At 61.7% G+C, this 13,583-nt stretch carries 13 protein-coding genes; 6 read left to right on the forward strand and 7 right to left on the reverse strand.

The features are described from left to right. Window positions 1–448 precede the first annotated feature (448 nt). A complete protein-coding gene (locus tag ACVWZA_RS18905; protein WP_457312912.1) occupies window positions 449–2,575 on the reverse strand; it encodes a hypothetical protein in 2,127 nt (708 codons plus the stop codon). Window positions 2,576–2,802: 227 nt separating this feature from the next. Beyond that, a complete protein-coding gene (locus ACVWZA_RS18910) occupies window positions 2,803–3,804 on the reverse strand; it encodes a hypothetical protein (RefSeq protein ID WP_457312913.1) in 1,002 nt (333 codons plus the stop codon). A gap of 231 nt (window positions 3,805–4,035) precedes the next feature. Between ACVWZA_RS18910 and ACVWZA_RS18915 the strand changes: the two genes are divergently transcribed. From ACVWZA_RS18915 to ACVWZA_RS18930, 4 genes are all read left to right on the forward strand, one after another. Next, on the forward strand, window positions 4,036–5,643 hold the full coding sequence (locus ACVWZA_RS18915) for a reverse transcriptase domain-containing protein (RefSeq protein ID WP_457312914.1): 1,608 nt from the start codon (window positions 4,036–4,038) through the stop codon (window positions 5,641–5,643). A gap of 429 nt (window positions 5,644–6,072) precedes the next feature. Continuing rightward, on the forward strand, window positions 6,073–6,537 hold the full coding sequence (locus tag ACVWZA_RS18920; RefSeq protein ID WP_457312915.1) for a hypothetical protein: 465 nt from the start codon (window positions 6,073–6,075) through the stop codon (window positions 6,535–6,537). A 122-nt stretch (window positions 6,538–6,659) separates the two neighbouring features. Then, window positions 6,660–8,195 carry a DEAD/DEAH box helicase gene (locus ACVWZA_RS18925; protein WP_457312916.1) on the forward strand — a complete coding sequence of 512 codons (1,536 nt, stop codon included), beginning with the start codon at window positions 6,660–6,662 and terminating at the stop codon, window positions 8,193–8,195. A 32-nt stretch (window positions 8,196–8,227) separates the two neighbouring features. After that, entirely contained in the window at window positions 8,228–8,395 is a 168-nt protein-coding gene (locus ACVWZA_RS18930) for a DUF1289 domain-containing protein (protein ID WP_457312917.1), read from the forward strand. A 170-nt stretch (window positions 8,396–8,565) separates the two neighbouring features. On the opposite strand, the gene ACVWZA_RS18935 is transcribed toward ACVWZA_RS18930, so the two are convergent. From ACVWZA_RS18935 to ACVWZA_RS18950, 4 genes are all read right to left on the reverse strand, one after another. Next, the gene (locus tag ACVWZA_RS18935; RefSeq protein WP_457312918.1) at window positions 8,566–9,090 is read right to left on the reverse strand and encodes a TIGR00645 family protein; all 525 of its coding nucleotides are present in this window, start codon (window positions 9,088–9,090) and stop codon (window positions 8,566–8,568) included. 78 nt (window positions 9,091–9,168) lie between these two features. Beyond that, a complete protein-coding gene (locus ACVWZA_RS18940; RefSeq protein ID WP_457312919.1) occupies window positions 9,169–9,861 on the reverse strand; it encodes a hypothetical protein in 693 nt (230 codons plus the stop codon). Then, window positions 9,858–10,481, reverse strand: coding sequence for a glutathione S-transferase family protein (locus ACVWZA_RS18945; protein ID WP_457312920.1), 624 nt, complete (start codon window positions 10,479–10,481; stop codon window positions 9,858–9,860). Before ACVWZA_RS18945 ends, ACVWZA_RS18940 begins: the two co-directional genes overlap by 4 nt. 207 nt (window positions 10,482–10,688) lie before the next feature. Beyond that, the gene (locus tag ACVWZA_RS18950; RefSeq protein WP_457312922.1) at window positions 10,689–11,564 is read right to left on the reverse strand and encodes a dienelactone hydrolase family protein; all 876 of its coding nucleotides are present in this window, start codon (window positions 11,562–11,564) and stop codon (window positions 10,689–10,691) included. On the opposite strand from ACVWZA_RS18950, the gene ACVWZA_RS18955 reads away from it, so the two are divergent. After that, window positions 11,554–12,072, forward strand: coding sequence for a type II toxin-antitoxin system RelE/ParE family toxin (locus tag ACVWZA_RS18955; protein WP_457312923.1), 519 nt, complete (start codon window positions 11,554–11,556; stop codon window positions 12,070–12,072). The genes ACVWZA_RS18950 and ACVWZA_RS18955 overlap by 11 nt on opposite strands. Continuing rightward, window positions 12,056–12,379: a helix-turn-helix domain-containing protein gene (locus ACVWZA_RS18960; protein WP_457312925.1), complete on the forward strand. Its 324-nt coding sequence runs from the start codon at window positions 12,056–12,058 to the stop codon at window positions 12,377–12,379. The genes ACVWZA_RS18955 and ACVWZA_RS18960 overlap by 17 nt, the downstream gene beginning before the upstream one ends. Window positions 12,380–12,406: 27 nt before the next feature. Here ACVWZA_RS18960 and ACVWZA_RS18965 read toward each other — a convergent pair whose 3' ends face one another. Continuing rightward, window positions 12,407–13,510, reverse strand: a complete 1,104-nt coding sequence (locus ACVWZA_RS18965) for an MBL fold metallo-hydrolase (protein WP_457312965.1) — start codon at window positions 13,508–13,510, stop codon at window positions 12,407–12,409. Window positions 13,511–13,583: the final 73 nt, after the last annotated feature.

Consider the following 13,583-nt stretch of genomic DNA (forward strand, 5'->3'; position numbering starts at 1 on the left):
CGCCCCCGCGACCCGGCCGGCGAGGCTGGTCAGGTGCTGCTTGGGCAACAGATGCTGAAGCAAAATCTTGAATCGGTCGGACATGGTCAGGCTCGAATAATGGACATCACCGCACAAATGTATGGAGCGCATCGCGCGCTTTTCGAGAAGGTGCGTGCGGCTCCTTAGACACGGTTGAGGCGGCTGGACAATTGTCCGCCGGTCAGGCGGGGGGGCCATTGCCATCTGGGGGCCTTTGGCGCCGGGTGGCCCAAGCCGGGGTGCGGGCCGTGTCCGCTTCGCGCCCTAACTTCGGTCGTACACGATCAGCGCAATCGATCCCTAAGGCGGCCGTTCGTTCATCATGGCTCGGTTGTGCGGATGAATGGCCAAGTTTAGAAGCTTGGAGAGTTTCCATCAGGCATCTGGGTGTTTGGCTTCGGCCCGGGCCTAATGATAAATGGGTGCGTTACTTTTTCGAAAAATCGATTTGCAGTTTTTCACGGTAGATACCGATCCGCTTGCTCGCCCGATCGACGATATCGTTGAAGAACAATGTCTCGGCGTACAGTTCGCCGAGATTGCGGCCCGTTTCCGGATCTTGCAATGGCGTAGACCGGAAATACCCTTGGCCGGCAGCGAAACGCGTCCACCCCGCCATCCTCAGTGGCGCGATCTCGTCTCCGATCAGATAGCCGTAAAACTTCTTGAGTTTTCCGTTCGATTTTGCCGCAAGCAAATGAGCATATTCCGACAGGTCGCCTGTATGGTCGTCCAGGCTGACGCCGGGCGCTTTGAACTCGATGATGATCGCTGAACCTTCCTTGTTGAAGATCGCAATGTCCGGCCGCATCGCGCCATTCTCCTTGGCGCGGCGGCGGAGCGTCTCCGTCAACTCATCATCGATGCTCGGATCGAACAGCTTCTCGCCATCGCACCACTCGATCTGCGCGAGCGGTTTGTCCGAGGCGATATAGTCGTAATATTGATACTCTTCGCTCAGCAGCCAGATATCGTGGTCCGACGTCTCGGTGCTGTCCCTCCTCATTGGGAAGAAGATGCTGTGAATGATGCGCTCGTCTTGGCGCCGCGTACCTTCGGGGACAGCCTGGATCGCAAGCTGCCGTTGCCGTGCGAGGTTGAGGATCTCAACGATCGCCGTCCGGCGCACCACCAGCTGCGACAGGTTTACCATGTCGAACGTCTTGAGCGATGACGCGTATTTCCATGACAGCTCGTGGATCTTCTGCCGAAACTCGGCCGTGTGAGGTTCCGCATTCTCGATCCCCTCCCTCAGGTCGAAGATCTCGGCAGTGTCGGAAATGATCCGTTCCTGATACTTGCGCAGCACGCGCTCGGCGACACTCTTCGCGCTGTCGCCATATACGACCCTGGTCGTGGTGTCTTCGAGCATGCCAGCATTGAGCCCGAATTTCGCAGTGATGTCGGCAAGGACCTGATCGCGGCTCCAGCCAGACGGGGACACCATTTCGTCGATGATCGGGTCGATCTGCTCGTAGACGTCTGCATAAGATACTGTCTCATCCGCGAAGAGGTCGCCGACCGGGATTTCGTCGGGGATTCCGTCGAACCCATCACGTTGCTCGTTCACTCGCCGGTCGAGAAGCTCGCCTTCGATCAGAACAATATGATGGAACCCGTCAATCGCTCGGTTCTGCTCAGCCACGGTTCGCAAATAGCGTCGGGTGATATCCTCCACAGGTGACGATTTCGCGCAGAAAGAGATCGCGTTTCTCGGGAGGTCGAACGTCGCTGCGTCAAGCTTGTAATGCGATAGCGTTAAGCCGGCTGTCCTTCCAAGCGGATCGCCGGATCGCGGGTCTCGCTCTTCGACTTGCGCTTCTCTCACTTCGGTGACGGGCGGCAGATCGGCCGCGCTGAGGCTCGCGGTTTCGATTCGATCCTTGGGAAATTGGGTTTCGAACGCGATGGTGAATGCGCCGAGCTCGCTTTTCAGGCTGACGAGGCGCTGCAGAAAGGCGATCAGCATATAGCGGCGAATGTTTGCGGCCGAGAACACGTCGGTCAGCGGATCGGTGCGATAAAGCCGCTCCTGCGCGGCTGGAATAAGGCCAGCCAGCGTGATGGTCGTCCCGATATCCGCACCATTGCCGCTCGATGTCGTGAAGTCCGCAAGCTCGATCCTCTTGCGGCCGGCAAGCATAGGCAGCGTGCGCGTGAGCACCTCGGCCCCGTCGCGATAGGTGCTACGGATGCCGACTCGTTCGAAATGGTGGAAGAACTGAATGCGTCCGGCGCCCTTGCACTTGCCGATACCCGCGATCGACAGGTCGTCCTTATAGGACGTGTCTTTGGTGAGAAACGCTTCGGTTTGCTCGTCGCCCAGCCCGCAGCCATTGTCGGCGCAGGAAACCGACATGACGTGTCCATCACCGAGTAAACCACTCGCCACGATCTCGACGACAAGCTTGACGTCAAGGCTCCGCCTCGCCGGGTCTTGATGTTGCCGAATCAGGAAGGAGTCGATTGAATTGGAAATCAACTCTTCAAGAACGACATAGCGGTTCGAGCTGATTTTGGTGTTCTTCAGGCTTCCACGAATGTCGAGGGTCATCAGATATCCGTTGCGAAACCTGCCGTTTGGCATGTCTGGGAGGGGCGGCCCGGCGAAGTCAAGTTGGTTCGCGCGTTGGTGCTATGCCAAGCTCCGGCAAGTCGCAACATCGATCGCTCCCTCGTGCCTGGGTGAGATCAAAACCTTCGGCCTGACGCATTGCCGACAGGTTGGAAATGTGGGTCCGCATGGCATAACTGACAGGAAAGAGGCGGGTCTCTACAGGTTCAGGAGGCCGCCTCCTTCGCGGACTCGGCCGCGATCCGCCCATCCATGAATGCGCCAAATCTGGTGCGGCGTTCCGGTTCACGCGTCTCGTTAACTTGGTTGCAATGGAGGCACTTTCCCCAGTGATATCCGTCGGATGCAAGCGCATCGCAGCGGCATCCTTCCACACCGCAGACTTCCCGCAATATAGTGTGGATCTGGGTGCAGACCGCACAGAATAGCTGATCGCTGCTGCCATCGACCAGCTGCGCGAAGCGGGAGCCTGCCTCCCAATCGAGTTGGTCGCTTGAGCAGCTGAGGCACATGAATGCCCGACGTTTGCGGTCGAACCCGAAATGCCGGCGTATATGGCGCGGCTCGATTACCTTTTGCAACAAGGCGAAGTCATTGAGCAAGCCGTGCTCGACGCCGGTTCCGATCGCGATCGCGTACCCGTCGTTAAGCTCGTAATGCATCCGCGCGGTGGCCCAACGTTGACCGGGGTAGAGCGCGGCGTGAGTCTCCAGAATGAGCAGAAGGACATCGCGCGCTTCCGACACTATGCGGTGCCCGCCCAGATGTACGATCTTGTTGCGGGCCCGGCGTCCCTCCTCGAACAGCCGTGCGAAGTTCGGGTCGAGCCGCGCCGTGCAGACCGTATCATGCACGCGTAAGAGGTCCGAAGCGTCGATCGTCCGAAATTCCTCGAACGAGGTAGGCCGTCGATCGCATTTCGCAGGCCATAGTCGCGGTTCGCCGGTCAGCAGTAGATAGGGGCTGACTTCGGCGATCCGCGCCTTTAGGCCGAGCTCTTGCGCCTGATGGACCATGACCAACGCGTGGCGCAGCGCCGGCTGGCGCGATTGGTGATATTCAGCGCGGACGCTCCCGTCATCATCCCAGTTCTCGAGTTCGCTATTCTTGAGGAGGCGAAAAACGCCGAGCGCAGTCTCCCAAGCCATATTTAGCAGCGCATGGGCTGATCCGTTTATGTCTTCCACAGTCGGCAGGTCGGTGATCATCGTTATGCCCTGTCGGCGATATGGTCGCTTCTGCCGGTTTGGCGTCTTGCCCTGATGGTAGATTATGTAAGTCGTGCTGGAAATGCCCGAACTGCGGTGATAATAGCGCCGTACGAGGTCTCCCCTCGCATACGCGCTGTAGCAACTGCGGCGTAAGAGCTAATGTCTAGGCATGTCGTGCGCGCCATGATGATTGATGATTGACCGTGGCGTGATTGGAAGGGAGACCTCGTGCCTCAAGGCTGGCCAGGTTTGGGCGTCACTGTTCAGGTCCCGATCCCGCCCGAGCTGTCAAGTAAGGCCGCCTTGCTTGAATGTCTCGACGTGTCCCCGGCCGAGCTGAAGAAGATCTGGTATCACCGCGAAAAAATGTATCAGAATTTCGATGTGGCAAAGAAGAATGGCAAGCCGAGGCTGATTAACGCGCCCGACCGCCGTTTGAAGTATCTGCAGCGACGCATCGCCGAACAGCTCGACAAGCTCTACCCTGTGCGCAACCCAGTGCACGGCTACATCATCGGCCGCTCGGTGAAGTCCAATGCGACCTCGCACGTCAGGCAACGCTTCATCCTCAATCTGGATATCAAGGACTTCTTCTCCTCAATCACGGAAACACGCGTGCATGGCGTGTTACGCAGTATCGGCGTGCCGAGCGCCGTCGCGGAGACGATCGCCCGCATCTGTTGCTATGGCGGCCACTTGCCACAGGGCGGTCCGGCCAGCCCGGTGCTCTCGAACATGGTCTGCTTCCGGATGGATCGCGCTCTGTTGAAAGTCGCGAAGGACGCGAAGTGCATCTATACCCGCTATGCTGACGACATCAGCCTCTCGAGCCTGCGACCGCTTTCCCCATTGTTCGAGGGCGTCTTGCCTAGCGCCGGCCCTGTTTTACCTGAACTGCTGTCTACGAACTTGCAGGCTGCGTTTTCCGGTAACGGGTTCACTCTAAACCCCGAAAAGATCCACTACGCCGACAAGCATTCGCGGCGCGTGGTAACTGGCCTCAAGGTCAATGAAGGGCTCAACGTCGATCGCCGCTTCATCCGGAACGTCCGTGCCGCATTGTTCGAGATCGAGAAAGACGCCGCAGCGGCCCAGACCCGCTATGCTGCGGGCTTCGGCGGAAAATCGACCATCTCCGCCCATCTCAAAGGCAAAATCGCCTGGCTCGGCAACGTGAAGGGCCTTGCCGACCCAGTCTATCGCGCGCTCGCGCTGCGCTTCAACAAGGCCTTCCCGGATCAGCCGATCAAGGTCCAGCCGACGCGCGACGAGCGTATCGATCGCTCGGTGTGGGTTATTGAAATCAACCTCGACGACCTCGACCATTACCTTCAGGGCAGCGCGTTCTTCCTGGAAGGGGTCGGGCTCGTGACCGCCGCGCACTGCGTCAAGGGCGTCAAGGAAGCGACCCTTCACCACCCATCTAGACCGTCGAATACGTTCAAGGTCGAGATCGCGCATTATTCTAAACAGCGCGATGTGGCGGTCCTGTCGCACGCCATCCCGGCAACCGATTATTACGAGCTCGCGGAGAGCATCATAGCGGCCGTGACCGGCGATTCCGTGTCCGCGATCGGCTTTCCGGACTTTGGTCCTGCGGACAAGATCAATGTGCGAGGAGGGACCGTCAGTTCGACGACCAAAAAGAGCGGCATCCAGCTGTTCGAAGTGAACTTTAAGCTCGCCCAGGGCATGTCGGGCGGGCCGGTAGTCAACGATCAGGATGCGGTGGTCGGGATCACCCATAAAGGTGGGCCGCACGAACCGCGCGACTTCGCGATCGTGATCGCGGAGCTCCGAAAATGGATCGATGGCGGGTTCGGCAACGACTATTGAGGCTCGTCGCTATCCGGCACGATGAGGAGCGGCTCACATGCAAATGCCGCTCACGCTTTTAGGACGGCAGAAAGTGCTAGCACGTGGTGCCAGCAATCGCGGCGCTGCTCTCTACCTCCTTAAGTTCGCAGGCGGCGCCCATCTTGCGCCAATTGGACGTCGTGTCCTTCGGGCGGCAGTGACAAAGCTGCGGCCACTTTCCGTCCCCGCAGGCCGATCGGCAGCATCCAGACGAATGGCGGTTTCGTTGTGGAGGTTGCTGGAATCCCGACAGACTGCTTACGGCCCAAGTCCAGCCGAGCAGCGCCGGTACCAGCTATATCGACCGCCGCCTCTCGCTAAGGGCAACACCAATACCTCCCCTCCCCCAATCCCCCAACCCAACCTAGTTCATCGACTGTTCAAGCATTTGCGCTACGGCTGGTGGCAATGCCGAATCCGATCGTTCCCACCCTGATTCTGTTGCTCGCCGCGCCCGCCCCGACCGAGGAGCAGGGGCACGTCGATGGCGTCGTGCTGGCCCAGCTGACGATCCGGCAGCGGATCATCATTCGTATTCCGCGCCCGCCGGTCGGCCCGATGGCGGAACCGCGCGTGCCGATCGAACAGGATGTGCGGCGTATCGCCGAGAAGAAGGGGCCGAAATGCGTGCCGGTGCAGCGGCTCGCCGGCTCCGCGGTGGCGCGCAAGGACAGTGTCGACCTGATGATGGCCGATGGCAGCATGATGCGCGCGAAGCTCGACGATGATTGTCCCGCGCTCAATTTCTACAATGGTTTCTACATCAAGCCGACGTCCGACGGGATGCTGTGCGCGGATCGCGATGTCATTCGCGCGCGTTCCGGAAAGGCCTGTCCGATCGCTTCGTTCAAGCGGCTCGAAACGAAGCGCTGATTTCAATTACCCCATGCCGGGGCATGGGCTGACGCGTTTACCTTGACTTTTGCGCTCTTATCCGCAAGCGCAACATGGCTGGCCGGTGGCTTTTCCCGAGCCTTGTTTTTTCCGGATACCGCATGACTTTTGCCGATCTCGGCCTCTCCGACGAACTTCTCAAGGCCGTGAACGAGTCCGGCTATACCGAGCCGACTCCGATTCAGGCGAGCGCAATCCCGAGCATCCTGATGATGCGCGATATCGTCGCCATCGCACAGACCGGCACGGGCAAGACCGCCGCCTTTGTCCTGCCGATGATCGACATCCTGGGCGAGGGGCGCAGCCGCGCGCGCATGCCGCGATCGCTGATCCTGGAGCCGACGCGCGAACTCGCCGCGCAGGTCGCGGAGAATTTCGAGAAATACGGCAAGTATCACAAGCTTTCGATGGCGTTGCTGATCGGCGGCGTGTCGATGACCGACCAGCAAAAGGCGCTGGAAAAGGGCGTCGACGTGCTGATCGCGACGCCGGGCCGGCTGATGGATTTGTTCGGGCGCGGCAAGATCCTGCTCAACGGTTGTTCGCTGCTGGTGATCGACGAAGCCGACCGCATGCTCGACATGGGGTTCATCCCCGATATCGAGGAAATCTGCACCAAGCTGCCCAAGCAGCGCCAGACCCTGCTTTTCTCCGCGACGATGCCGCCGCCGATCAAGAAGCTGGCCGACAAGTTCCTCGACAATCCCAAGACGATCGAGGTCGCGCGGCCCGCCACGGCGAACATCAACATCAAGCAATGGATCGTGCCGGTCACGTCGTCCAAGAAGCGCGAGAAGCTGACCGAGCTGTTGCGTGCCGAGGATGTGCGCACCGCGATCATCTTTTCCAACCGCAAGACCACGGTGCGTGAGCTCAACAAGGCGCTGCAGCGCCAGGGTTTCCGGTCGTCGGAAATCCATGGCGACATGGAACAGTCGCAGCGCATCGCCGAACTCGACCGGTTCAAGGCGGGCGACGTCAACATCCTGGTCGCGTCCGACGTTGCCGCGCGCGGGCTCGACATCAAGGGCGTGAGCCACGTCTTCAATTTCGACGCGCCGTGGCATCCGGATGATTATGTCCACCGCATCGGCCGCACCGGCCGGGCGGGCGCGACCGGCGTCGCCTTTACGCTGGTGACGTCGGAAGACGCCGAGAATATCCAGAATATCGAAAAGCTGACGGGCCTGAAGATCGACCGTTACGAAGGCGCGACCGATATCGCCGCGGCCGACGATGATGGCGCGACGCCGCGCGGCCGATCGCGCGCCAAGCCGGCCGCCAAGGGCCGTGCGCCCAAGGCGGCACCGGCCGAGGCCGATGCGCCGGCGGATGAGGCCCCTGCCCGCACCCCACGTGCGCCGCGCGAGGCACGGCCCCCGCGCGAAGAGCGTCCGGCGCGCGAAGCCCGGCCCGCTCGCGAGGAACGGCCAACTCGTGAAGAGCGGCCTGCTCGCGAAGAGCGGCCGGCGCGTGAGGCTCGGCCGCCCCGTGAGGAACGTGCCGCACGTGAAGAACGTCCCGCGCGCGATGACCGTCCGGTGCGCGACACCCGCCGCGAGCCCGACGATGGGCCCGATGATGGCTGGAACGGCCCGATGCCGAGCTTCCTGAACGCCAAGCTCATTATCGACTGATTGGCGTGGACGGCATTTTCGAATTAATGCCCGTGGTTCGGATTGAAAGTCCGTGCATCAATATCTGCGAGATCGACGACGTGACCGGATTGTGCGCGGGATGCGCGCGGACGATCGACGAGATCGCCGGCTGGACCAGTGGATCGGCGGCGTGGCGCGATGCGGTGATGGCGGCGTTGCCGGGGCGGCGTGAAAGCTGACCCTCGCCGCTCCGCTCAAGGAGGGTGTTTCAGAGCATTTGTCTGCTGAACAGTATCACCCCTTTCCGTTCGTTTCGAGCGAAGTCGAGAAACCTTTCGCAGCGTTTATGGCCTGTTTCTCGACTTCGCTCGAAACCAACGGGGGTGGATCCAACCAGCTCGAAAACGCCCTATCCCACCGCGCCCTTGCTGCGGGCGGACAGGAAGTCGGTCAGCGCGGACAGCACCGCGGTGATCACGAAGGCGAAGTGGATGATCGTCATCCACATCAGCGATTCGCCGTCGACCGGCTTGCTGGTGATGCCCATGAAGGTCTTGAGCAGTTGAATGCCCGAGATCGCGACGATCGACGCATAGAGTTTCAGCTTCAGCCCGGCGAAGCTGGTCGTGCCCATCCAGCCCGGACGATCTTCATGACCGGCGGTGTCGATCTTCGACACGAAATTCTCGTAACCGGCGAGAATCACGATCACCACTAGGTTCGCGGCGAGCACCAGGTCGAGCAGCGACAGCACTTTGAGGATCGCCGCCTCGACCGACAGGCCCATCATATGCGGCACGGAATAGAGCAGTTCACGCGCGAACACGCCGAGCAGAATCAGCACCGCGACGATCAGCCCGACATAAAAGGGCGCGAGCAGCCAGCGCGAGGCGAACAGGCCGTTTTCGAACCAGCGTTCCAGATTAGCGAGCATCCAGGTGTTCCCGTACCATGACATCCGGTTCCTGCCGCCCGCCCCGCGGCTTGGCAAGTCACCTGGGGCGACCCGAAGTCAGCGCGCTCCGGCTTGCGCGCGCAAGCTCGCGATCAGAGTTGCCGGTGCGGCATCGACGCGGCGATAGACGCTGGGCCCGGCGGTGATGTCCCGGACGCGGCGTGGTGCGCTCCAGCTACGGCCGCCATCGCGTGTGGTATAACGATAGGACCAGCGTTGCGGCTTGCCGTCGCGCTCGATCACCGCGGTGCCGGTCAGGCTGCCGCGCCCCTTTGCGTCGAGCGCGAAATTGTCGAAGCCGAGAAATTCGCTTTCATAGGCTGGGCGGTTGAGTTCTGCGGGCCAGTCGATCGTCGTACAGCGCGGCCGCGCACCATTGGCCGGCAGCATGATCTGGGTCAGGCCCGGTCCAGCCCCTTCGACATCGATCATCGCCCATATGAACACGTTGCCGTTCCGTGGTGCGCGATAGGCGGCAACGGTGGACGCGCTGCCGAGGACCGCCCAGCCGCGCCAGCGCGGACCGCTGCGCATGAATGCGACGCTGCCGTGATGCACAGAGTCGAGATCGCCGATCAGCACTGCGCCGCCCTTTGCCATGCCCGAACCGATGAAGCGGCCGTTCGGCAATTTGCCGAGCAAGGCACGGGTGACCGGCATCGCGGTGCCGCAATCGGGCACGAGCGAGCCCCTGTCGTCCTCCGGCCGCACCAGCGCGGCGGCGAGCAGCGCCAGTGCGGTGATGATCAAGCGGCGGGCGCCGGCGCGGGCATCAAGGCGTCATCCTTGGCACCGGCGCGCTGATAGGCTTCGCGCGAGACGAGCCGCGCTACATAGGCGTCGAACGCGTCGCGTTTGGGCAAGGTGCCAAACTGCAAACCCCATGCGACCTGCGATCCGACATAGACATCAGCGGCAGTGAAACGGTCGCCGGCGATATAGGGATGCGCCGACACCGCCTGTTCGAGCACATCGACCATCAAGTCGAAATTGCCGTAACCGGCCGTGCGGCCCTGGTCGGCGGTCGGGGTAAATCCCATCGCCTTGTTGCTGACCGCCTGTTCGGTCGGACCCGCGGCGAAGAACAGCCAGCGATAATAATCCGCCCGGTCGGCGGTCGGCGGGGCAAGGCCCGCATCCGGAAACACATCGGCGAGATAGGCGCAAATCGCCGCGCCCTCAGTCACGACATGGCCGTTATGGACGATCGCCGGCACTTTCCCCATCGGATTGATCGCCAGATACGCGTCGTCCTTCATGGTCGAGGCGAAGTCGAGCACGACGGTTTCATAATCGGCGCCGGTCTCCTCCAGCATCCAGCGAATGATCCGGCCGCGCGACATCGGGTTGGTATAGAAGATCAGGCTCATCGAACTCTCCGCTTCATTGTTCTGGAACACAAGTGGAACATTTGCGCGTCAGAGTCTGTTTAAAAATGCGCTGAAGGCGCATTTCGGCGGTTCCGGCCCGCTCCCCCTCCCGACCACCCATTCAGGATACGCTGTGGGTGGTCGGGAGGGGGAGCGGACCGGAACCGCCTTCAGAACTCGCTCTCCCGCGAGTTTTCAAACAAGCTCTCAGCCGTCAAGATGGCTGTGGAAGAACGCTACCGTACGATCCCAGGCGAGCCTGGCCGCCGCCTCGTCATAGCGTTCCTTCGACGTGTCGTTGTTGAAGGCATGATCGACGCCATCATAGGTATAGGCGGTCACATCCTTGCCCGCCGCCTTGAGCGCCTCGGTCCAGGGACCACCGGTCGCGGCGACGCGGGTGTCCTTGCCGGCATAATGGAGCAGCAGCGGCGCCTGTACCTTGACCGCTTCCTCCGGCGCGGGGGCCGGCCCGTAATAGGACACGCCCGCCGACAATGCGTCGCCGGCCGTGATCGCGACGCGGTCGACCAGCGCGCCGCCCCAGCAAAAGCCGACGATCCCCGCCTCGCCATTGCCGTGCTCACGCGTCTTCAGCCGTGCGATCGTGCCGATCGCATTGGCGATTACCGCGCCGTAATCGGCCTTGCCGATCAGGTCGCGCGCGGCGTTCTCGTCGGCCGGCGTGCCACCCTGATCGGACAGGAAATCGGGTGCGACCGCGAAGTAACCGGCCAGCGCGACGCGCCGCGCGACATCCTCGATATGTGGAGTGAGGCCGCGATTTTCATGCACCACGACGACCGCGCCCGCACCCCTGGCATCGCGCGGCGCGGCGAAATACCCGGTCATGTTCCGGCCCGGACCGATATTATAAAAGTCCTTGCGCGTGACCAGACGCGGGTCGGCGGGGTCGATCATCGCGGCGGCGGCGGGCGACGCGGCAATCCCCGCGATCAGTGTCTCGGCGGCGGCGACCGATCCGGCGAGCACCGCCATCTGGCGCAACAGGGTGCGGCGATCGCGATGTTCATGAGTGAAGGCGTCGTAGATCTGAATGGCGCGGTCGCGGATGTCGGACATCGGTGGCTCCGGATACGAGTCGCCCCCCGGCGTATTCTTCATCCCTACCCCGTTCGCACCGAGCTTGTCCAAACGCCATAGTGAGCGCGGGGACAAGCACCGGCTTGAATTATATAGCACCCAGTGCTATATTTTTGAGATGCCGGTGGAGCGGACTTTCAAAACCTCATGGTTCGCAAAAGCAGCGCGCAAAGCGCGCATCGCGGATGCCGAACTTTGCGACGCCATTAGACAGGTCCGCGAGGGAAAGGCCGACGACCTTGGCGAAGGGGTGTTCAAAAAGCGCCTGAACAAAAATATGCATCGAAGGATCGTTCTTGCGAAAGGCGGCGATTATTGGATCTATGCCTATCTTTTCGCGAAAAAGGACCGGGCCAATATCGACGATGGTGAGTTGCACGCCTTTCGCGAACTCGCCGATTTATATGGCCAAAAGACGGATGCCGATATCGCAACCGACCTTCGGGCAAAAGTTATCACGGAGATTTGCCATGCCGACAAAGCGTAAGTTCAAAAGCGATGCCTGTGAGGCAATCCACAGCAATGTGTCGGACATGTATCGCGCCGGGACCGCCGACAAGGCGACGATGAGGCGTTTTGATGCCGCCTGCCTCGACGTTCCGGTCGAGATCGTTCCCGCTGACATCAAGGAGTTACGCGAAAGCCACCATGTCAGCCAACCAGTCTTCGCGCGCTACCTGAATACTAGCAGGAGTACGGTGGAAAAGTGGGAAAGCGGCGCCAAGCGACCGAGCGGCATGGCGCTGAAATTGCTGACCATCGTACAGAAACACGGTCTGGAAGTGCTGTCCTAAACGACGCGCACTGACCCGCCGCACGCCTCAGATCGCGCGATACCACCACACGCCGTCGACCACGTCCTTGACCGCCCGACCCTCTACCTCGAGCCGGCGGAGGTGCGCCTGCGCCTCTCCCGTCGCCATGCCGAGCATGTCCGGGCCGATCGCGCGGCGGAACAGGCGACCGAAGACATCGACCGCGCGGCGCGGTTCGGCGAGGAAAACTTCGAGTTCGTCGAGCCGCTCGCGATGTTCGCGGTCCATCGCATCGAGCCGCGCATGAAGGCCGGTGAACGGGTCGCCATGTCCGGGCAGCACGAGCAGATGATCGGGCAGCAGTTTGAGCTTTGCGATCGAATCGAACCATTCGCCGAGCGGGTCGGCATTGGGTTCGGTGACGCCGAGCGAGACATTGGGGCTGATCCGCGGCAGCACCTGATCGCCCGCGATCAGGATTCCGGCGGCTTCGTCGTACAGGCAGGCATGTTCGGGGCTGTGGCCGGAGCCGACCACGATCCGCCAATCGCGCCCGCCGATGGTCAGCGTGTCGCCATCCTTGATCCGCGTGAAGCTGAGCGGCATCGGCGTGACAATGCGACGGAAGCCGGCCCAGCCGCGCTCCGCCGCATGAGCGATCTGTTCATCGCTCCAGCCGGCCGCGACGCGCATCGCGGTGACCTCCGTCGGAATCGCGTCGCGCGCATCGGCGACGAGCATCTGCGCGGTCAGCCATTCGCCGCGCGTCATCACCAGCGGTGCGCCGTGATGATCGCACATCCAGCCGGCCAGGCCGATATGATCGGGATGGAAATGCGTGCCGATCATCCGCGTGACGCGCATGCCGGCAAGCGGGCCCTTGAACACCGTCTTCCACGCGGTGCGCGCATCGGTCGTATTCATGCCGGTGTCGATCAATGCGACGCCCTCCCCCGCTTCCGGAGTGGCGTCGTCGAGCAGCCAGCAATTGACGTGTTTGAGCGGCCCGGGGACCTTGAGCCGGACCCAGCGCACGCCCTCGGCGACGGTCATCACACCGCCATCGGCCGGCTCCGCGCCGCCGAACGGGTAGGTCAGCCCCTTGTGGCTGGTGGGCACGAAGCTCTCGTCGGGAACGAAGGCGGCATCGGATTGGGGCGCGGTCGACATAGGTTGCGGGTAGCAACGGAATGCGAGGTTAGTCACGCGCGAATTGTTGCCGGATCGCTCGGCACCGCATCCT

It is taken from the genome of Sphingomonas sp. UYAg733, assembly GCF_054057355.1.

Bases quoted from the DNA above. Each gene is read 5' to 3' on its own strand.
- ACVWZA_RS18905 (WP_457312912.1), bottom strand. From the start codon at position 2,575: ATGACCCTCGACATTCGTGGAAGCCTGAAGAACACCAAAATCAGCTCG.
- ACVWZA_RS18910 (WP_457312913.1), bottom strand. From the start codon at position 3,804: ATGATCACCGACCTGCCGACTGTGGAAGACATAAACGGATCAGCCCAT.
- ACVWZA_RS18920 (WP_457312915.1), top strand. From the start codon at position 6,073: ATGCCGAATCCGATCGTTCCCACCCTGATTCTGTTGCTCGCCGCGCCC.
- ACVWZA_RS18925 (WP_457312916.1), top strand. From the start codon at position 6,660: ATGACTTTTGCCGATCTCGGCCTCTCCGACGAACTTCTCAAGGCCGTG.
- ACVWZA_RS18935 (WP_457312918.1), bottom strand. From the start codon at position 9,090: ATGCTCGCTAATCTGGAACGCTGGTTCGAAAACGGCCTGTTCGCCTCG.
- ACVWZA_RS18945 (WP_457312920.1), bottom strand. From the start codon at position 10,481: ATGAGCCTGATCTTCTATACCAACCCGATGTCGCGCGGCCGGATCATT.
- ACVWZA_RS18955 (WP_457312923.1), top strand. From the start codon at position 11,554: ATGTCGGACATCGGTGGCTCCGGATACGAGTCGCCCCCCGGCGTATTC.
- ACVWZA_RS18950 (WP_457312922.1), bottom strand. From the start codon at position 11,564: ATGTCCGACATCCGCGACCGCGCCATTCAGATCTACGACGCCTTCACT.
- ACVWZA_RS18960 (WP_457312925.1), top strand. From the start codon at position 12,056: ATGCCGACAAAGCGTAAGTTCAAAAGCGATGCCTGTGAGGCAATCCAC.
- ACVWZA_RS18965 (WP_457312965.1), bottom strand. From the start codon at position 13,510: ATGTCGACCGCGCCCCAATCCGATGCCGCCTTCGTTCCCGACGAGAGC.